This is a genomic window from Peribacillus sp. B-H-3 (assembly GCF_048572925.1).
Taxonomy (GTDB): Bacteria; Bacillota; Bacilli; order Bacillales; family DSM-1321; genus Peribacillus.
Genome location: NZ_CP183879.1, coordinates 570,762 through 586,412, shown reverse-complemented (window position 1 = coordinate 586,412; position 15,651 = coordinate 570,762). Strand labels below are relative to the sequence as shown.

General features: G+C 41.6%; 30 protein-coding genes. All 30 read right to left on the bottom strand.

What is annotated here, in order from left to right:
* Window positions 1-302: 302 nt before the first annotated feature.
* Window positions 303-665 carry a 50S ribosomal protein L17 gene (rplQ, locus tag ACN6MY_RS02795; protein WP_090991237.1) on the bottom strand — a complete coding sequence of 121 codons (363 nt, stop codon included), beginning with the start codon at window positions 663-665 and terminating at the stop codon, window positions 303-305.
* Window positions 666-751: 86 nt separating this feature from the next.
* On the bottom strand, window positions 752-1,696 hold the full coding sequence (locus ACN6MY_RS02790; protein WP_071351370.1) for a DNA-directed RNA polymerase subunit alpha: 945 nt from the start codon (window positions 1,694-1,696) through the stop codon (window positions 752-754).
* A 182-nt stretch (window positions 1,697-1,878) separates the two neighbouring features.
* Window positions 1,879-2,268, bottom strand: coding sequence for a 30S ribosomal protein S11 (gene rpsK, locus ACN6MY_RS02785; RefSeq protein ID WP_040372575.1), 390 nt, complete (start codon window positions 2,266-2,268; stop codon window positions 1,879-1,881).
* A gap of 22 nt (window positions 2,269-2,290) precedes the next feature.
* Window positions 2,291-2,656 (bottom strand): 30S ribosomal protein S13, encoded by a 366-nt coding sequence (rpsM, locus tag ACN6MY_RS02780; RefSeq protein WP_071351371.1) that lies wholly within the window; start codon window positions 2,654-2,656, stop codon window positions 2,291-2,293.
* Between the two features lie 22 nt (window positions 2,657-2,678).
* On the bottom strand, window positions 2,679-2,792 hold the full coding sequence (rpmJ, locus tag ACN6MY_RS02775) for a 50S ribosomal protein L36 (protein WP_003156543.1): 114 nt from the start codon (window positions 2,790-2,792) through the stop codon (window positions 2,679-2,681).
* Between the two features lie 40 nt (window positions 2,793-2,832).
* The gene (gene infA, locus ACN6MY_RS02770; RefSeq protein ID WP_071351372.1) at window positions 2,833-3,051 is read right to left on the bottom strand and encodes a translation initiation factor IF-1; all 219 of its coding nucleotides are present in this window, start codon (window positions 3,049-3,051) and stop codon (window positions 2,833-2,835) included.
* Window positions 3,052-3,110: 59 nt separating this feature from the next.
* Entirely contained in the window at window positions 3,111-3,857 is a 747-nt protein-coding gene (gene map, locus ACN6MY_RS02765; protein ID WP_419882658.1) for a type I methionyl aminopeptidase, read from the bottom strand.
* Complete coding sequence (locus tag ACN6MY_RS02760; protein WP_071351374.1) at window positions 3,857-4,507, bottom strand: adenylate kinase; 651 nt, start codon at window positions 4,505-4,507, stop codon at window positions 3,857-3,859. The genes map and ACN6MY_RS02760 overlap by 1 nt, the downstream gene beginning before the upstream one ends.
* Window positions 4,508-4,568: 61 nt before the next feature.
* The gene (secY, locus tag ACN6MY_RS02755; protein WP_071351375.1) at window positions 4,569-5,864 is read right to left on the bottom strand and encodes a preprotein translocase subunit SecY; all 1,296 of its coding nucleotides are present in this window, start codon (window positions 5,862-5,864) and stop codon (window positions 4,569-4,571) included.
* Entirely contained in the window at window positions 5,864-6,304 is a 441-nt protein-coding gene (gene rplO / locus ACN6MY_RS02750; protein WP_071351376.1) for a 50S ribosomal protein L15, read from the bottom strand. The genes secY and rplO overlap by 1 nt, the downstream gene beginning before the upstream one ends.
* 32 nt (window positions 6,305-6,336) lie before the next feature.
* Window positions 6,337-6,519, bottom strand: coding sequence for a 50S ribosomal protein L30 (rpmD, locus tag ACN6MY_RS02745; protein ID WP_053349054.1), 183 nt, complete (start codon window positions 6,517-6,519; stop codon window positions 6,337-6,339).
* 13 nt (window positions 6,520-6,532) lie between these two features.
* Window positions 6,533-7,033, bottom strand: coding sequence for a 30S ribosomal protein S5 (gene rpsE / locus ACN6MY_RS02740; RefSeq protein WP_071351377.1), 501 nt, complete (start codon window positions 7,031-7,033; stop codon window positions 6,533-6,535).
* A gap of 23 nt (window positions 7,034-7,056) precedes the next feature.
* A complete protein-coding gene (rplR, locus tag ACN6MY_RS02735) occupies window positions 7,057-7,419 on the bottom strand; it encodes a 50S ribosomal protein L18 (RefSeq protein WP_071351378.1) in 363 nt (120 codons plus the stop codon).
* Window positions 7,420-7,451: 32 nt separating this feature from the next.
* Window positions 7,452-7,988: a 50S ribosomal protein L6 gene (gene rplF, locus ACN6MY_RS02730; RefSeq protein ID WP_419882657.1), complete on the bottom strand. Its 537-nt coding sequence runs from the start codon at window positions 7,986-7,988 to the stop codon at window positions 7,452-7,454.
* Window positions 7,989-8,018: 30 nt separating this feature from the next.
* Entirely contained in the window at window positions 8,019-8,417 is a 399-nt protein-coding gene (gene rpsH, locus ACN6MY_RS02725; RefSeq protein ID WP_071351380.1) for a 30S ribosomal protein S8, read from the bottom strand.
* A gap of 30 nt (window positions 8,418-8,447) precedes the next feature.
* Window positions 8,448-8,633: a type Z 30S ribosomal protein S14 gene (locus ACN6MY_RS02720; protein WP_071351381.1), complete on the bottom strand. Its 186-nt coding sequence runs from the start codon at window positions 8,631-8,633 to the stop codon at window positions 8,448-8,450.
* Window positions 8,634-8,658: 25 nt separating this feature from the next.
* On the bottom strand, window positions 8,659-9,198 hold the full coding sequence (rplE, locus tag ACN6MY_RS02715) for a 50S ribosomal protein L5 (protein ID WP_071351382.1): 540 nt from the start codon (window positions 9,196-9,198) through the stop codon (window positions 8,659-8,661).
* Between the two features lie 29 nt (window positions 9,199-9,227).
* Window positions 9,228-9,539: a 50S ribosomal protein L24 gene (rplX, locus tag ACN6MY_RS02710; protein ID WP_071351383.1), complete on the bottom strand. Its 312-nt coding sequence runs from the start codon at window positions 9,537-9,539 to the stop codon at window positions 9,228-9,230.
* A gap of 43 nt (window positions 9,540-9,582) precedes the next feature.
* Window positions 9,583-9,951, bottom strand: a complete 369-nt coding sequence (gene rplN / locus ACN6MY_RS02705; protein ID WP_071351384.1) for a 50S ribosomal protein L14 — start codon at window positions 9,949-9,951, stop codon at window positions 9,583-9,585.
* 40 nt (window positions 9,952-9,991) lie between these two features.
* Window positions 9,992-10,255 (bottom strand): 30S ribosomal protein S17, encoded by a 264-nt coding sequence (gene rpsQ / locus ACN6MY_RS02700; protein WP_071351385.1) that lies wholly within the window; start codon window positions 10,253-10,255, stop codon window positions 9,992-9,994.
* Between the two features lie 18 nt (window positions 10,256-10,273).
* Window positions 10,274-10,477: a 50S ribosomal protein L29 gene (gene rpmC / locus ACN6MY_RS02695; RefSeq protein WP_028390454.1), complete on the bottom strand. Its 204-nt coding sequence runs from the start codon at window positions 10,475-10,477 to the stop codon at window positions 10,274-10,276.
* A complete protein-coding gene (gene rplP, locus ACN6MY_RS02690; protein WP_071351387.1) occupies window positions 10,467-10,901 on the bottom strand; it encodes a 50S ribosomal protein L16 in 435 nt (144 codons plus the stop codon). The genes rpmC and rplP overlap by 11 nt, the downstream gene beginning before the upstream one ends.
* A gap of 1 nt (window position 10,902) precedes the next feature.
* On the bottom strand, window positions 10,903-11,559 hold the full coding sequence (gene rpsC, locus ACN6MY_RS02685; protein WP_071351388.1) for a 30S ribosomal protein S3: 657 nt from the start codon (window positions 11,557-11,559) through the stop codon (window positions 10,903-10,905).
* A gap of 3 nt (window positions 11,560-11,562) precedes the next feature.
* The gene (gene rplV / locus ACN6MY_RS02680) at window positions 11,563-11,904 is read right to left on the bottom strand and encodes a 50S ribosomal protein L22 (protein ID WP_071351389.1); all 342 of its coding nucleotides are present in this window, start codon (window positions 11,902-11,904) and stop codon (window positions 11,563-11,565) included.
* Window positions 11,905-11,921: 17 nt separating this feature from the next.
* Window positions 11,922-12,200 carry a 30S ribosomal protein S19 gene (rpsS, locus tag ACN6MY_RS02675; RefSeq protein ID WP_071351390.1) on the bottom strand — a complete coding sequence of 93 codons (279 nt, stop codon included), beginning with the start codon at window positions 12,198-12,200 and terminating at the stop codon, window positions 11,922-11,924.
* A gap of 60 nt (window positions 12,201-12,260) precedes the next feature.
* Window positions 12,261-13,091 (bottom strand): 50S ribosomal protein L2, encoded by an 831-nt coding sequence (gene rplB / locus ACN6MY_RS02670; RefSeq protein WP_419882656.1) that lies wholly within the window; start codon window positions 13,089-13,091, stop codon window positions 12,261-12,263.
* A 26-nt stretch (window positions 13,092-13,117) separates the two neighbouring features.
* Entirely contained in the window at window positions 13,118-13,402 is a 285-nt protein-coding gene (gene rplW, locus ACN6MY_RS02665; RefSeq protein WP_071351392.1) for a 50S ribosomal protein L23, read from the bottom strand.
* The gene (gene rplD, locus ACN6MY_RS02660) at window positions 13,402-14,025 is read right to left on the bottom strand and encodes a 50S ribosomal protein L4 (protein ID WP_071351393.1); all 624 of its coding nucleotides are present in this window, start codon (window positions 14,023-14,025) and stop codon (window positions 13,402-13,404) included. The genes rplW and rplD overlap by 1 nt, the downstream gene beginning before the upstream one ends.
* A gap of 26 nt (window positions 14,026-14,051) precedes the next feature.
* Complete coding sequence (gene rplC / locus ACN6MY_RS02655; RefSeq protein WP_071351394.1) at window positions 14,052-14,681, bottom strand: 50S ribosomal protein L3; 630 nt, start codon at window positions 14,679-14,681, stop codon at window positions 14,052-14,054.
* Between the two features lie 36 nt (window positions 14,682-14,717).
* On the bottom strand, window positions 14,718-15,026 hold the full coding sequence (gene rpsJ / locus ACN6MY_RS02650; protein WP_019244375.1) for a 30S ribosomal protein S10: 309 nt from the start codon (window positions 15,024-15,026) through the stop codon (window positions 14,718-14,720).
* Window positions 15,027-15,651 lie beyond the last annotated feature (625 nt).

The following is a 15,651-nucleotide window of genomic DNA, read 5'->3' as shown; positions in this document are numbered from 1 at the left end:
ATAAAATGAATAACTTCTATTTTTGGATATAAAAAAACGCTGCACCCCTTCCGCCGAAAATTATCGGCAAATTAAGAGCAGCTTACATGGTCCTGATCCGTTAACCAGGAATATCTTATTAACGCTTACTGAAAAGCGGGAAGGGGTGCGAGAGCTAGACGTGAAGGCTCCCAGAAAAAGGGCTGCCAGCCATCGTATCACTCAAGCGTATTCTTGTAGGGTTCAAAGGTAAAATAAAGATAGAGAAAAAGGGCAGAAGACAGGGTAATGTTCAACTGTCCCGCCCTTTTATTCCATCGTTATTAAACTAGTTCGATAACCACGATTGGTGCAGCGTCACCGCGGCGTGGTCCCATTTTCATGATGCGTGTGTAACCGCCTTGACGTTCTTCATAACGTGAAGCAATGTCACTGAACAATTTTTGAACGGCATCTTGACCTTTTTCAGCATCAGCCACTTCATTGCGCACGTAAGCAGAAGCTTGACGGCGTGCATGCAAGTCACCGCGTTTGCCAAGAGTGATCATTTTTTCTACAACAGAACGTAATTCTTTAGCACGTGCTTCTGTAGTTTCAATGCGCTCATGGATAATTAGATCAGTAGCTAGATCACGAAGTAATGCTTTACGTTGGGCGCTAGTGCGTCCTAACTTTCTGTAACCCATTGAGGATTCCCTCCTTTGTTGAAGTGTTATATTCTTTATTTAAGGTTCAGACCAAAATCCTAGCGTAGCACCAGGCTATCTAGAAGTCAGTCATCTTTACGCAGACCAAGGCCTAATTCTTCAAGTTTCGCTTTCACTTCTTCAAGTGATTTGCGTCCCAAGTTACGCACTTTCATCATATCTTCTTCCGTTTTATGAGCAAGCTCTTGAACGGTGTTGATTCCGGCACGTTTCAGGCAGTTGTAAGAACGGACTGAAAGATCAAGCTCTTCGATGGTCATCTCCAAGACTTTTTCTTTTTGGTCTTCTTCTTTTTCTACCATGATTTCAGCATTTTGTGCTTCATCCGTTAAACCAACAAAGATATTCAAATGCTCTGTTAAAATCTTGGCTCCTAGTGCTACAGCTTCTTGCGGAGCATTGCTTCCATCTGTCCAAACATCAAGAGTTAACTTGTCGAAATTGGACAACTGGCCTACACGTGTATTTTCTACCTGGTAGGACACACGAGAGACAGGAGTGTAGATAGAATCGATCGGAATCACGCCAATTGGCTGATCTTCTCTTTTATTCTGATCTGCAGGAGTATAACCGCGGCCTCGGCGTGCTGTTAAACGCATGCGCATATGGCCATTTTTGCCGATGGTAGCAATGTACAATTCAGGATTCAGAATTTCAACATCGCTATCATGGGTAATATCGGCTGCTGTAATGACTCCATCTCCCTGCACATCAATTTCAAGCGTCTTTTCTTCATCGGAATAAATCTTAAGAGCTAGCTTTTTCACATTTAGAATGATAGAAGTTACATCTTCTACGACGCCTTCAATTGTTGAGAACTCATGCAGCACTCCATCAATTTGTATAGATGTGACAGCAGCACCTGGAAGTGAGGATAAAAGAATACGACGCAGGGAATTACCCAAGGTAGTACCATACCCACGCTCTAGTGGCTCTACGACGAACTTGCCATACTTGGCGTCATCGTTGATTTCAACCGTTTCGATTTTTGGTTTTTCTATTTCGATCATTCATTAAACCCTCCTTCAAAACGTCAAAACCCCGGCTAGTGAATATCTATTCACATGTAACCGAAATTCCCCATGTATACGTTCCCGCTTGTGCGCAACAACTGAAATAATCCTTCTGTAAGAACGCAAACCTAGTATTGTATCCCATTATAGACAAGGATACAAAATTCTATACAGAAAAATTAAACACGGCGACGTTTTGGCGGACGGCATCCGTTATGCGGAACTGGAGTTACATCTTTAATAGCAGTTACTTCAAGACCAGCAGCTTGAAGAGCACGGATAGCTGCTTCACGACCAGCACCAGGGCCTTTAACTGTTACTTCAAGAGTTTTCATACCATGTTCGATAGATGTTTTAGCAGCAGTTTCTGCAGCCATTTGTGCAGCGAATGGAGTAGATTTACGTGAACCTCTGAAACCTAAAGCTCCTGCACTTGACCAAGAAATAGCGTTACCATGAGCATCTGTGATCGTAACAATAGTGTTGTTAAATGTAGAACGAATATGTGCAATACCAGTTTCTATATTCTTTTTCACACGACGTTTACGTGTATTAGTTTTACGTGCCATGAAAAGTAACCTCCTTTACTGATTATTTTTTCTTGTTAGCTACTGTACGACGAGGTCCTTTACGCGTACGAGCATTGTTTTTAGTATTTTGTCCACGAACAGGTAGTCCACGACGGTGACGAAGACCGCGGAAGCTGCCGATTTCCATTAGACGTTTGATGTTAAGGGAGATTTCACGGCGAAGGTCGCCTTCTACCTTTAACTTGTCAATGATATCACGGATTTTATTTAATTCATCTTCTGTTAAGTCCCGTACACGTGTGTTTTCAGAAACACCAGCTTCAGCAAGAACCTTGATAGCTGTTTGTTTACCAATACCGTAAATGTATGTTAAAGAAATGACAATACGTTTGTCACGGGGAATATCTACACCAGCAATACGTGCCATGCTTTAGTGCACCTCCTTCTAATTAGCCTTGTTTTTGTTTATGTTTAGGGTTTTCGCAAATAACCATAACTTTACCTTTTCTGCGGATAACTTTACACTTTTCGCAGATTGGCTTTACAGATGGTCTGACTTTCATTGCTATCTAACCTCCTTATACAGATCGGAGCGTAACCGATTTATTTAAATCGGTATGTGATTCTGCCGCGAGTTAGATCATACGGGGAAAGCTCAACTGTTACTTTATCACCAGGCAAAATGCGAATAAAGTGCATACGAATTTTACCGGATACATGAGCTAAAACAGTATGACCATTTTCTAATTCTACCTTAAACATTGCATTTGGCAAAGTTTCTAAAACCTTACCTTCTACTTCAATTACATCATCTTTCGCCATTAAATGATTCTCCCTTCTCTATGCGTGAACTCAGATCATCAGCATTCAGTGCAGCCACTTCAAAGTATAGTAAGAATATCAAACCCTTTGTCTGTGATTGCAATTGTATGCTCAAAATGAGAACACATCATTCCGTCAACCGTTACTACAGTCCAGTTATCCTCTAAGGTCTTCACATATCTGCTACCGGCATTCACCATTGGTTCAACAGCGAGCACCATACCAGGCATTAACCGAGGACCTTTTTCAGGTGGACCGAAATGAGGAATTGTTGGATCCTCATGTAAGTCTTGACCGATTCCGTGGCCTGCATACTCTCTCACAATTGAGAAGTTATTAGCCTCGACATAGGTTTGAATAGCATGGGAGATGTTTGAAAGGCGCACGCCTGGCTTAGCTTCTTTCAACCCTCTATATAATGACTCTTCGGTAACTTCTAAGAGTCGCTGCATTTCTACATCAATTTTGCCGACCGGATATGTCCAAGCGGAGTCTCCATGATAGCCATTATATTCAGCACCGATATCGATACTTATCAAATCGCCTTCATACAAAACCCGATCCCCTGGAATACCATGGACAAGTTCATTGTTAACAGATGTGCAAATACTGCCGCGAAATCCATTATACCCTTTAAATGAAGGGAATGCACCATGTTTATCTATAAAGCTTTCAGCAATTCTATCCAGCTCTTTAGTCGTAATGCCTGGAGCAATATGTTCCTTTAGCTCTTGATGAGTTAAAGCAACAATTCTTCCGGCTTCACGCATGATGTTTATTTCGCGAGGAGTTTTACAAATGATCATTAACGCAATCCTTTGAGGAGCACATCAACGTCTTCAAAAACTTTGTTAATATCCTGCTGTCCGTTAATGTTGCGCACATACCCTTTAGATTCATAGAAATCAAGAAGTGGCTGTGTCTGCTTAAGATTTACATCCAAGCGATTCTGAACGGTTTCTTCATTATCGTCAGCACGCTGATAAAGTTCACCGCCGCAGCGATCGCATACTCCCTCTTTTGCAGGAGGATTGAAAACAAGATGATAAGTAGCACCGCATGATTTACAAATACGGCGGCCAGTTAATCTTTCCATGAGTATAGCTTTATCAACATCGATATTAATAACAAAATCAATTTTACGATTTAAATCTCCAAGAATGTTTTCAAGTGCATCTGCCTGGGCAACCGTACGAGGAAAGCCATCAAGCAAGAAACCATGTTCACAATCTTGTTTGCCTAGTCGTTCACGCACAATGCCAATTGTAACTTCATCAGGTACAAGTTCGCCTTTATCCATGAATGATTTAGCCTGTAAGCCAAGCTCCGTGCTATCTTTAATAGCTGCCCGGAACATATCTCCAGTTGAAATATGAGGGATGTTATACTTTTCTACGATTCTTTCGGCCTGGGTACCTTTACCAGCACCTGGCAGTCCCATCAACACAAGATTCACAATTAGTTCCCCCTCAAACTCCATAATGGGCAAGGGAACACAAACCTGTTCCCAAAACTCATTACTTTATAAAACCTTTATAGTGGCGCTTCACTAATTGCGCTTCAAGCTGTTTCATCGTATCAAGGGCAACCCCGACAACGATTAGCAAGCTTGTTCCGCCGATTTGGGCTGATTGCGGCAAATTAGCAAGCTGGATGAAGATGACCGGCAGTATGGCTACTATCGCTAAGAATATAGAGCCTACAAACGTCAAACGGTATAACACACGAGTCAAATAGTCTTGAGTGCTTTTACCAGGACGTATTCCCGGAACGTAACCGCCTTGTTTCTTTAAATTGTCCGCCATTTGTTCAGGATTGACCTGAATGAAAGCATAAAAGTAAGAGAAGGCAATGATCAGGGCAACATAGACAATCATGCCGATTGGCTTGGTATAGTCAAATGTAGCTTCTATCCATTGTGTTACGTTATTAGAACCAAAGAACGAGGCAATCGTCCTCGGAGTAATGATAAACGCCATTGAAAAGATGACGGGAATAACTCCCGCAGCATTCACTTTCAAAGGCAAGTGAGTGGACTGGCCTCCCACCTGTGTGCGTCCGACTGCAGCACGTTTTGCGTATTGGATCGGGATTTTACGAAGTGCTTGCTGAATGAAAATAACAGCAACCACAACGGCTAATATTGCAATAATGATAAGGGCAACAGTAACGATTTTCAAGAAAAGCTGATCTCCTGCATTTTCAAACTGCTGAGCATAAATCTGGTTAACCGTAGTAGGTATTCCAGCAACAATCCCAGCAAAGATAATAATGGAGATACCATTGCCAACACCTTTAGCAGTAATAAGCTCACCAAGCCACAATAGAAAAGCTGTACCGGCCGTCAGGACAGTTGCAATAAGCAGGTAAGTTCCTACTCCAGGATTTTGAATCAGTTGACCGCCAGCTAAATTATTAAAGCCATATGACATACCAAAAGCTTGGATAAATCCAAGTATGATGGTGCCATAACGGGTAAACTGAGCTAACTTGCGGCGCCCTGCTTCTCCTTGCTTAGACCATTCAGTGAACTTAGGCACAACGTCCATCTGGAGCAGCTGAATGATGATTGAGGCAGTAATGTAAGGCATGATCCCCATAGCTAATATGGAAAATTTCTTAAGAGCACCTCCGCCAAAGGTATTAAGAATACCAAAGACGCTTAGCTGATCCTGTGAAGCTAATAAGTCGGCATTCACATTCGGTACAGGTATAAATGTACCGATGCGATAGACGACTAACATTAACAGGGTAAAAATAATTTTGTTTCTTATTTCACCCACGCGCATAAAATTGGAGATCGTACGAAACATTAGATCACCTCAGTTTGACCGCCGGCAGCTTCGATAGCTTCTTTAGCGGCAGAGGAGAATTTGTGAGCTTTAACAGTAAGCTTTTTCTCAACGTTTCCTTTTGCAAGAATCTTGATTCCTGCTTTTTCTTTGCTGACGATACCTGTCTCGATTAATAGAGCAGGTGTTACTTCAGTACCGTCTTCGAAGCGGTTAAGTACATCAAGATTCACAATAGCGTAATCTTTACGGTTGATGTTTGTAAAACCGCGTTTCGGTAAACGTCTGAATAATGGAGTTTGACCTCCTTCAAAACCTAGACGGACACCGCCGCCTGAACGAGCGTTTTGACCTTTATGACCTTTACCTGCTGTTTTACCGTTTCCAGACCCGATACCGCGTCCTTTACGTTTACGTTCTTTACGAGAACCTTCTGCAGCTTTTAACTCATGAAGTTTCATGTTGGCACCTCCTTGTTAAGAGAAAATATATTTTATTGTTCTTTTACAGTAACAAGATGAGCAACTTTGGTAATCATACCGCGAATCGCAGGGTTATCATCATGAACAACTGTTTGATGCATTTTGCGTAGACCCAGTGTGTTAACTGTAACGCGCTGGTCTTCAGGACGACCTATTAAGCTGCGAGTGAGGGTAATTTCTAATTTATTAGCCATTTGATTTCCCTCCTTATCCTAATAGTTCTTCTACTGATTTACCACGTAATTTTGCTACGTCTTCAGCACGTTTTAATTGCTTAATTCCTTCTAATGTTGCACGAACCATGTTAATTGGTGTGTTTGAACCCAAAGATTTAGAAAGGATATCACTGACTCCGCCTAATTCTAGTACCGCACGAACCGGTCCGCCAGCAATAACTCCAGTACCTTCAGAAGCAGGTTTTAATAAGATATGGCCTGCACCAAAACGACCGTTCACAAGATGTGGAATTGTTGTACCAACCATAGGTACAGTAACAAGGTTTTTCTTAGCATCCTCAATAGCCTTACGGATTGCATCTGGAACCTCTTGAGCTTTTCCAGTACCAAATCCAACGTGGCCATTCTTATCGCCTACAACTACAAGTGCAGTGAAACGGAAACGACGTCCGCCTTTTACAACTTTAGCTACGCGATTAATAGTAACTACACGTTCTTCAAGCTCTAATTTATTAGGATCAATACGAAGCATCTGCTTTGTCCCTCCTTTGACTATTAAAATTGTAATCCATTTTCACGAGCAGCGTCAGCTAGTGCTTTTACACGTCCGTGGAAAAGGTATCCTCCGCGGTCAAATACCACAGCAGAAACTCCTTTTTCTACAGCGCGTTTCGCAATAAGTTCGCCAACTTTTTGAGCTGCTTCAGCATTTCCAGTTGCTTCGATGCCGATCTCTTTATCAAGAGTAGAAGCACTTGCAAGAGTTATGCCTTTTGCATCGTCAATTAATTGTGCGTAAATGTGTTTGTTAGAACGGTACACATTTAAACGAGGACGAGCTTCAGTTCCAGAAATCTTAGCACGGACACGTGCGTGTCTTTTCTGACGAACAGAATTTTTATCAAGCTTCGTAATCATTTACGTCACTCCTTTCGTTTACCTATGCGGCATTACTTACCAGTTTTTCCTTCTTTGCGGCGAACGAATTCACCTTCGTAACGGATACCTTTGCCTTTATAAGGCTCAGGAGGGCGTACATCGCGAATGTTAGCAGCAAGTGCTCCTACACGTTCTTTGTTAGCGCCTCTTACGATGATTTTTGTATTGGAAGGAACTTCAACTTCAAGTCCTGTTTCAGGTTCGATTTCTACCGGGTGAGAGTATCCTACGTTAAGGATAAGCTTAGTACCTTGCTTTTGTGCACGGTAACCAACACCGATAAGTTCAAGTGATTTTTCAAATCCCTTTGAAACACCCTCAACCATATTTGAGATAACTGCGCGAGTGGTACCGTGTAAAGCACGGTGTTCCTTCGCGTCAGAAGGACGAACTACAGTTAGAACGTTCTCCTCAACAGTGATTGAAAGATCAGGATTAAAAGATCTTGTTAATTCACCTTTAGGGCCTTTAACAGTTACAGCATTTTCGTTAAGTGTAACTGTTACGCCGTTAGGGATTTCAACAGGTTTTTTACCTATACGTGACATCTAGTGCACCTCCATTCTTGTGAAAATGTATTACCAAACGTATCCTAGAACTTCTCCGCCAACTTGTTTAGCGCGAGCTTCCTTGTCTGTTAAAACTCCTTGAGAAGTAGAAACAATTGCGATACCTAAACCATTAAGAACGCGTGGAACCTCACCAGTTTTTGCATAAACACGTAGACCAGGCTTGCTGATACGCTTTAATCCAGTGATTACACGCTCGTTGTTAGCACCGTATTTCAAGAAGATACGGATAATACCTTGTTTATTGTCTTCGATAAATTCAACGTCACGTACGAAGCCTTCGCGCTTTAAGATCTCAGCAATGTCTCTTTTGATCTTAGAAGCAGGAACCTCTAGTTTTTCGTGACGAACCATATTCGCATTACGGATGCGAGTAAGCATATCTGCAATAGGATCTGTCATGACCATTTTAATTTACCTCCTTCCCAAACTCGGGTTTTACCAGCTGGCTTTCTTAACACCAGGAATTTGTCCTTTATATGCAAGTTCGCGGAAACAAATACGACAAAGCTTAAATTTACGGTATACAGAATGTGGACGTCCGCAACGTTCGCAGCGTGTGTATTCTTGCACTTTAAACTTTGATCCGCGCTTTTGCTTTAAGATCATAGATTTTTTAGCCACGTTTTCGCCTCCCTTTATTTAGAGATTACTTTTGGAACGGCATTCCGAATTGAGTAAGTAATTCGCGAGCTTCTTCGTCTGTGTTAGCAGTCGTTACGATAACGATATCCATACCACGGACTTTGCTCACTTTATCATAGTCAATTTCAGGGAAAATAAGTTGTTCTTTAATACCTAATGTGTAGTTACCGCGACCATCAAATGACTTCTTGGAAACACCGCGGAAGTCACGTACACGTGGTAAAGAAACAGATACTAGTTTATCAAAGAATTCATACATACGCTCGCCGCGCAATGTGATTTTCGCTCCGATAGGCATGCCTTCACGTAAACGGAAACCAGCGATTGATTTCTTTGCTTTTGTAACAACAGGTTTTTGACCAGTGATCAATGTTAATTCTTCAACAGCGTTATCTAAAGCTTTTGAATTAGAAACAGCATCACCGACACCCATGTTTACCACAATTTTATCAAGCTGTGGCACTTGCATTACTGACTTATAGTTAAACTTGCTCATAAGAGCTGGAGAAACTTCTTTTTGGAATTTTTCCTTTAGGCGGTTCATTATTTCGTGTACCTCCCTTCTTTAATGACTTATTTATCTAAAGATTCACCTGATTTTGTAGCTACGCGTACTTTTTTGCCGTCTACCATCTTGTAACCAACACGAGTCGGATTACCTGATTTCGGATCAAGCGGCATAACGTTGGATACGTGAATAGCAGCTTCTCGGCTGTTAATTCCGCCTTGCGGATTAACTTGAGATGGCTTTGAATGCTTCTTCACGATGTTAACTCCTTCTACAAGCACTCGATTTTTCTTAGGGAATGCTTCAAGGATAACACCTTGTTTGCCTTTGTCCTTACCAGAGATGACCACGACTTTGTCACCTTTTTTAACATGCATTAGCTTCGCACCTCCTTGAAAGGCTTTTTACAAATATTTATCATTACAGAACTTCTGGAGCTAGAGAAACAATCTTCATGAAGCTGTTGTCGCGCAATTCACGAGCAACTGGTCCAAAGATACGTGTTCCACGCGGGCTCTTATCGTCACGGATAATTACACAAGCATTCTCATCGAAACGAATGTAAGAACCGTCAGGACGACGTACACCGCGTTTTGTACGGACAACAACTGCTTTAACTACGTCACCCTTTTTAACAACGCCACCTGGTGTTGCTTGTTTTACTGTACACACGATTATATCACCGATGTTAGCAGTTTTACGGCCAGAGCCACCAAGTACTTTAATTGTAAGAACCTCACGGGCACCAGAGTTGTCAGCGACTTTTAAACGTGATTCCTGTTGGATCATGTACGAAACCTCCCTTCGGATTTACTTAATCCGAACTGAATTAAATAATAACAGCTTTTTCTACTACTTCTACAAGACGGAAGCGTTTTGTAGCTGAAAGTGGACGAGTTTCCATAATACGTACTACATCGCCAATTTTAGCTTCGTTTTGCTCGTCATGAGCTTTAAACTTTTTAGAATATTTCACGCGCTTACCGTATAAAGAATGCTTTTTATAGGTCTCTACAACAACGGTTACCGTTTTATCCATTTTGTCGGATACTACGCGTCCAGTGTAGACTTTGCGTTGGTTGCGTTCGCTCATTCTGCAAACCTCCATTCATTATCGATTGTTGACACCGATCTCTCTTTCGCGAACAACTGTTTTCATACGAGCGATCGATTTGCGCACTTCACGGATGCGTGCTGTATTTTCAAGTTGTCCAGTAGCTAACTGGAAACGAAGATTAAATAGTTCTTCTTTAAGAGATTTTACTTTTTGTTCAATTTCGGCAGTGGTAAGTTCTTTGATTTCATTAGCTTTCATTTGATTCACCACCAATTTCTTCTCTTTTTACAAACTTACATTTAATAGGAAGTTTGTGTGCTGCAAGGCGCAATGCTTCTCGTGCCACCTCTTCAGATACACCGGAGATTTCAAACATAACTTTTCCTGGTTTCACTACTGCTACCCAGCCTTCAGGAGCACCTTTACCAGAACCCATCCGTACTTCAAGAGGTTTTGCAGTGAACGGCTTGCTTGGGAAGATTTTAATCCAAACTTTACCGCCACGTTTCATGTAACGAGTCATTGCAATACGGGCAGCTTCGATTTGGCGGTTAGTGATCCATGATGCTTCAAGAGCCTGCAAACCGAATTCACCAAAATGAACTTCAGTGCCGCCTTTAGCATTACCTCTCATCTTACCGCGATGTTCGCGACGGTATTTAACGCGTTTAGGCAATAACATATTATTTTCCTCCTTCCTCGGATTTCTTCTTAGTAGGAAGAACTTCTCCACGATAGATCCATACTTTCACGCCAAGCTTACCATAAGTAGTATCAGCTTCAGCATGTGCATAGTCGATATCAGCGCGAAGTGTGTGAAGTGGAACAGTTCCTTCGCTATAATGTTCAGCACGAGCGATATCAGCGCCGCCTAAGCGTCCAGATACCATTGTTTTGATTCCTTGTGCGCCAGAACGCATAGTGCGTTGGATAGCCTGTTTTTGTGCACGACGGAAAGATACACGGTTTTCAAGCTGGCGAGCGATGTTTTCTGCAACTAATTTTGCATCAAGATCAGCTCTTTTGATTTCAATAATATTGATGTGTACACGCTTGCCAGTTAACTGGTTAAGTGCTTTACGAAGTGCTTCCACTTCAGTACCGCCTTTACCAATAACCATTCCTGGTTTAGCAGTGTGTACAGAAATGTTAATGCGGTTAGCCGCACGTTCGATTTCTACTTTAGATACAGAAGCATCACTTAAACGCTTCGTGATGTACTCACGAACTTTAAGGTCTTCATGCAAAAGTGCTGCGTAGTCTTTATCAGCGTACCATTTTGATTCCCAATCACGAATGATCCCGATACGCAAACCGACTGGATTTACCTTTTGACCCACAGGTTATCCCTCCTTCTTTTCTGATACAACGATTGTAATATGACTAGTACGTTTGTTGATCGCACTCGCACGTCCCATTGCGCGAGGACGGAAACGTTTTAAAGTTGGTCCTTCGTTAACGTATGCTTCTGAAACAACTAGGTTATTAATATCCATTTCGTAGTTGTGTTCCGCGTTTGCAACAGCAGACTTAAGAACTTTTTCTACGACTGGAGAAGCGCCTTTTGGAGTTAAGCGTAAAATCGCTACCGCTTCACCTACTTGTTTTCCTCGAATTAAATCTGCTACTAAACGGACTTTACGAGGAGCAATACGGACTGTTTTTGCAACAGCTTTTGCTTCCATGAGATGCCCTCCTCTCATTAACGTCTTGTTTTCTTATCGTCACTTGCGTGACCTTTGTAAGTACGTGTAGGCGCGAATTCGCCAAGCTTGTGGCCTACCATATCTTCAGTTACATATACCGGCACGTGTTTGCGTCCATCATAAACAGCGATTGTGTGGCCGATGAATTGCGGGAAGATTGTTGAACGACGAGACCAAGTTTTTACTACCTGTTTCTTGTCAGCTTCATTTAACTTTTCAACCTTAACGATTAAATGCTCATCAACAAAAGGCCCTTTTTTAGTGCTGCGTCCCATATGTGTACCTCCCTTCGTGATTGTTCTACGGTTCTATATATGAACCGTAGTGCAACCCCGTTATTTTTTGCGACGACGAACGATAAATTTATCGGACTTGTTTTTCTTCTTACGTGTTTTATATCCAAGAGTCGGTTTGCCCCATGGAGACATTGGAGACTTACGTCCGATTGGAGAACGACCTTCACCACCACCGTGTGGGTGATCATTAGGGTTCATTACAGATCCGCGGACTGTCGGGCGTTTGCCTAACCAGCGAGAACGTCCTGCTTTACCAATGTTGATTAGTTCGTGCTGCTCGTTGCCGACTTGGCCGATTGTTGCACGGCAAGTAGCTAGAATCATGCGAACTTCACCAGAGTTTAAACGTACAAGAACATAACGGCCTTCTTTACCAAGAACCTGTGCAGATGTACCTGCTGAACGAACTAATTGTCCGCCTTTTCCTGGTTTAAGCTCGATGTTATGAATAACTGTACCAACTGGAATGTTTGATAATGGAAGAGAGTTACCTACTTTGATGTCAGCTTCAATACCTGACATAACCTCCATACCTACTTCTAGGTTTTTCGGAGCAAGGATATAACGTTTTTCTCCATCCACATAATTAATTAATGCAATATTTGCTGAACGATTCGGATCGTACTCAATAGTAGCAACGCGTCCTGGTATACCATCTTTTTGACGTTTGAAGTCAATGATACGGTATTGACGCTTATGGCCGCCACCTTGATGACGAACTGTCAACTTACCTTGGTTGTTACGGCCGCCTTTATTTTTTAAAGGAGCAAGCAATGATTTTTCCGGTTTGTCAGTTGTGATTTCTGCGAAATCAGACACCGTCATGCCGCGTCGACCGTTAGAGGTAGGTTTATACTTTTTAATCGCCATGTGTATTTCCCTCCTTCTCTAATGAATTAAGCTTCAAATAGCTCGATTTCTTTGCTGTCAGCAGTTAATTTAATAATTGCTTTACGGCGCTTGTTTGTGTAGCCGGCATGTTTACCCATGCGCTTGAATTTACCTTTGTAGTTCATGATGTTAACTTTTTCAACTTCAACGCCGAAGATTTCTTGAACAGCATCTTTAACTTGAGTTTTATTAGCTCTAACATCGACTTCAAAAGTGTATTTTTTCTCAGCCATTAAGTCTGAAGAACGTTCAGTAATTACGGGGCGCTTAATGATATCGCGTGCATCCATTATGCAAGCACCTCCTCTACTTTTTCAACAGCTGATTTAGTCAAGATCAGTTTGCTGTGGGACACAACATCAAGAACGTTAAGACCGTTAGCTTCTACTACTGTAACACCAGGAAGGTTACGTGCAGATAAAGCAACTTTCTCATCTACTCCATCAGTTATAATTAGTGCTTTAGTGTCTACAGAAAGACCTTTCAGTACAGCTGCAAATTCTTTTGTTTTCGGAGTTTCGAAAGACAAGCTTTCAAGAACTAGTACGTTCTCTTCCAAAACTTTAGCAGATAAAGCAGATTTAATAGCTAGACGACGTACCTTTTTAGGCAGTTTGTAGCTATAAGTTCTTGGTGTAGGACCGAATACAGTACCGCCTCCACGCCATTGTGGTGAACGGATAGATCCTTGACGAGCGCGTCCAGTACCTTTTTGTTTCCAAGGTTTACGTCCGCCGCCTGCCACTTCAGAACGGTTTTTTACTTTATGGTTTCCTTGTCGCAAGGAAGCCCTTTGCATGATGATTGCTTCAAATAAAACACTATTGTTAGGCTCAATTCCAAAAATAGACTCATTTAGCTCAATATCGCCAACTTGAGAACCAGCTTGGTTGAACATTGTAACTTTTGGCATTCTAATGCTCCTCCTTTCTCGGAAAATTACTTAGCTTTAACTGCAGTTTTAACTTTAATTAAAGCTTTTCTAGGTCCAGGCACATTACCCTTGATTAAAAGAAGGTTGCGCTCAAGATCAACTTTAACGATAGTTAGGTTTTGTACAGTGATTTGTTCTCCACCCATACGTCCAGGCAATAATTTACCTTTGAATACACGGTTTGGAGCAACAGGACCCATTGAACCTGGGCGGCGGTGGTAACGTGATCCGTGAGCCATTGGTCCGCGTGATTGTCCGTGGCGTTTAATAGCACCCTGGAAACCTTTACCCTTTGAGATTCCTGTAACATCAACTACATCGCCTTCGGCGAAAATATCAACTTTGACTTCTTGACCCATCTCATAATCAGTGAGATTTGTATCGCGGAATTCGCGAATGAAGCGCTTAGGTGCCGTGTTTGCCTTCGCAACATGTCCTTGTTCAGGTTTGTTGGAAAGTTTTTCACGTTTATTTTCGTAACCGATTTGAACAGCTTCATAGCCATCAACTTCAACTGTTTTCTTTTGAAGTACAACGTTGTTAGCTGCTTCAATAACAGTTACCGGGATAAGCTCGCCGTTTTCAGCAAATACTTGCGTCATACCGATTTTTCTTCCTAAGATTCCTTTGGTCATTAGTCACACCTCCTGAAAAATAATTGTTTTTATATATTAAAGTTTAATTTCAATGTCAACACCGGATGGTAAATCCAAACGCATAAGTGAATCAACTGTTTGCGGAGTTGGATTAACGATATCGATTAGACGTTTGTGTGTACGCATCTCGAATTGTTCACGAGAATCTTTGTACTTATGAACCGCACGAAGGATCGTGTAAACAGATCTTTCTGTCGGTAATGGAATTGGGCCAGATACAGCCGCACCAGAACGTTTTGCAGTTTCTACAATTTTCTCAGCAGATTGATCAAGAATTCTGTGATCATATGCTTTCAAACGAATACGAATTTTTTGTTTTGCCATTATTTTCCCTCCTTTTCGCCTATTTTAGAAATAGACCTTCTCAATGGAAATTTCCCACATACCCGCCATGGCAAAGCGGCCGGGTGTGTCAGCAACCTTCCATATCATCGCAGTCAAAGACCAACATTGTCTATTATACATAAAACACTATGAATTAGCAAGTAAAAACTTTAACTGATTCAATGTGCAACACACTTCTACTATTATACATACGCTATTACATTTTATCAAGTAAATCTTTACGGTTAATTTCATTTGTCCATTTGCTTCTATTATATAGAAAATATCAAGACTGTATCTAACAGAAATATACATGCTGGTGATCACAAACATGAGCTAAATATACTCTGCATGATTTGCATTTCTTATTAATGTCTCTGCATATATTCCTGCTGATATCCTCTCTAAACACGATAGACTCCGAGGAGTTTTGAATTCCGGCCTTTCCTGAGGACCATCGCTCTTCATAAACATATTTATCCGAAAGGAATAGTCTAACCCACTTGCTCCAATTAATATGTTTCTTTAGCAGAGCCTATTTAATATATTTAAACAAAACAAAAAGAGCAGATGGCGTCCCATCTGCTCTTCTGTGAAAGGCGTCCCTTTCGATATAAAAATGTTA

Coding starts and splice junctions, on each gene's coding strand:
- rplQ (WP_090991237.1), bottom strand. CDS start 665: ATGGGTTACAGAAAGTTAGGACGCACTAGCGCCCAACGTAAAGCATTA.
- ACN6MY_RS02790 (WP_071351370.1), bottom strand. CDS start 1,696: ATGATCGAAATAGAAAAACCAAAAATCGAAACGGTTGAAATCAACGAT.
- rpsK (WP_040372575.1), bottom strand. CDS start 2,268: ATGGCACGTAAAACTAATACACGTAAACGTCGTGTGAAAAAGAATATA.
- rpsM (WP_071351371.1), bottom strand. CDS start 2,656: ATGGCACGTATTGCTGGTGTAGATATTCCCCGTGACAAACGTATTGTC.
- rpmJ (WP_003156543.1), bottom strand. CDS start 2,792: ATGAAAGTCAGACCATCTGTAAAGCCAATCTGCGAAAAGTGTAAAGTT.
- infA (WP_071351372.1), bottom strand. CDS start 3,051: ATGGCGAAAGATGATGTAATTGAAGTAGAAGGTAAGGTTTTAGAAACT.
- map (WP_419882658.1), bottom strand. CDS start 3,857: ATGATCATTTGTAAAACTCCTCGCGAAATAAACATCATGCGTGAAGCC.
- secY (WP_071351375.1), bottom strand. CDS start 5,864: ATGTTTCGTACGATCTCCAATTTTATGCGCGTGGGTGAAATAAGAAAC.
- rplO (WP_071351376.1), bottom strand. CDS start 6,304: ATGAAACTTCATGAGTTAAAAGCTGCAGAAGGTTCTCGTAAAGAACGT.
- rpmD (WP_053349054.1), bottom strand. CDS start 6,519: ATGGCTAATAAATTAGAAATTACCCTCACTCGCAGCTTAATAGGTCGT.
- rpsE (WP_071351377.1), bottom strand. CDS start 7,033: ATGCTTCGTATTGATCCTAATAAATTAGAGCTTGAAGAACGTGTAGTT.
- rplR (WP_071351378.1), bottom strand. CDS start 7,419: ATGATTACGAAGCTTGATAAAAATTCTGTTCGTCAGAAAAGACACGCA.
- rplF (WP_419882657.1), bottom strand. CDS start 7,988: ATGTCACGTATAGGTAAAAAACCTGTTGAAATCCCTAACGGCGTAACA.
- rpsH (WP_071351380.1), bottom strand. CDS start 8,417: ATGGTCATGACAGATCCTATTGCAGATATGCTTACTCGCATCCGTAAT.
- rplE (WP_071351382.1), bottom strand. CDS start 9,198: ATGAACCGCCTAAAGGAAAAATTCCAAAAAGAAGTTTCTCCAGCTCTT.
- rplX (WP_071351383.1), bottom strand. CDS start 9,539: ATGCATGTTAAAAAAGGTGACAAAGTCGTGGTCATCTCTGGTAAGGAC.
- rplN (WP_071351384.1), bottom strand. CDS start 9,951: ATGATCCAACAGGAATCACGTTTAAAAGTCGCTGACAACTCTGGTGCC.
- rpsQ (WP_071351385.1), bottom strand. CDS start 10,255: ATGAGCGAACGCAACCAACGCAAAGTCTACACTGGACGCGTAGTATCC.
- rpmC (WP_028390454.1), bottom strand. CDS start 10,477: ATGAAAGCTAATGAAATCAAAGAACTTACCACTGCCGAAATTGAACAA.
- rplP (WP_071351387.1), bottom strand. CDS start 10,901: ATGTTATTGCCTAAACGCGTTAAATACCGTCGCGAACATCGCGGTAAG.
- rplV (WP_071351389.1), bottom strand. CDS start 11,904: ATGGAAGCAAAAGCTGTTGCAAAAACAGTCCGTATTGCTCCTCGTAAA.
- rpsS (WP_071351390.1), bottom strand. CDS start 12,200: ATGGGACGCAGCACTAAAAAAGGGCCTTTTGTTGATGAGCATTTAATC.
- rplB (WP_419882656.1), bottom strand. CDS start 13,091: ATGGCGATTAAAAAGTATAAACCTACCTCTAACGGTCGACGCGGCATG.
- rplW (WP_071351392.1), bottom strand. CDS start 13,402: ATGGATGCACGCGATATCATTAAGCGCCCCGTAATTACTGAACGTTCT.
- rplD (WP_071351393.1), bottom strand. CDS start 14,025: ATGCCAAAAGTTACAATGTTCAACCAAGCTGGTTCTCAAGTTGGCGAT.
- rplC (WP_071351394.1), bottom strand. CDS start 14,681: ATGACCAAAGGAATCTTAGGAAGAAAAATCGGTATGACGCAAGTATTT.
- rpsJ (WP_019244375.1), bottom strand. CDS start 15,026: ATGGCAAAACAAAAAATTCGTATTCGTTTGAAAGCATATGATCACAGA.